This window comes from Pseudoalteromonas sp. Angola-7 (assembly GCF_028599255.1).
Lineage (GTDB): Bacteria > Pseudomonadota > Gammaproteobacteria > Enterobacterales > Alteromonadaceae > Pseudoalteromonas > Pseudoalteromonas atlantica.
Genome location: NZ_JAQREL010000048.1, coordinates 1 through 479, shown reverse-complemented (window position 1 = coordinate 479; position 479 = coordinate 1). Strand labels below are relative to the sequence as shown.

Here is a 479-nt window from a genome sequence, read left to right as displayed (position 1 = left end):
TCAGAAAGAAGTTCACGAACTTCCATTTCTACTAGCTCAAGTAGCTCTTCGTCGTCAACCATGTCACATTTGTTCATGAATACAACGATGTAAGGTACGCCAACCTGACGAGAAAGTAGGATGTGCTCACGCGTTTGTGGCATAGGGCCGTCAGTCGCAGCTACTACTAAGATAGCGCCGTCCATTTGAGCAGCACCAGTGATCATGTTTTTAACATAATCGGCGTGTCCAGGACAATCTACGTGTGCGTAGTGACGAGTTGGTGTATCGTACTCAACGTGAGAAGTTGAGATTGTGATACCACGCTCGCGCTCTTCTGGAGCGTTATCGATTGATGCGAAATCTTTAGCAACACCGCCGTATACTTTTGCAAGTACGTTAGTGATTGCTGCAGTTAGTGTAGTTTTACCGTGGTCAACGTGGCCGATTGTACCAACGTTTACGTGCGGTTTTACGCGTTCAAACTTTTCTTTTGCCAT

At 46.1% G+C, this 479-nt stretch carries 1 protein-coding gene; it reads right to left on the bottom strand.

Features of this window, described 5'->3' with window-relative positions; all coding sequences use genetic code 11:
- The coding region (locus tag PSH50_RS21030) for a GTP-binding protein (protein WP_273588146.1) at positions 1-479 on the bottom strand (479 nt) is incomplete at its 3' end.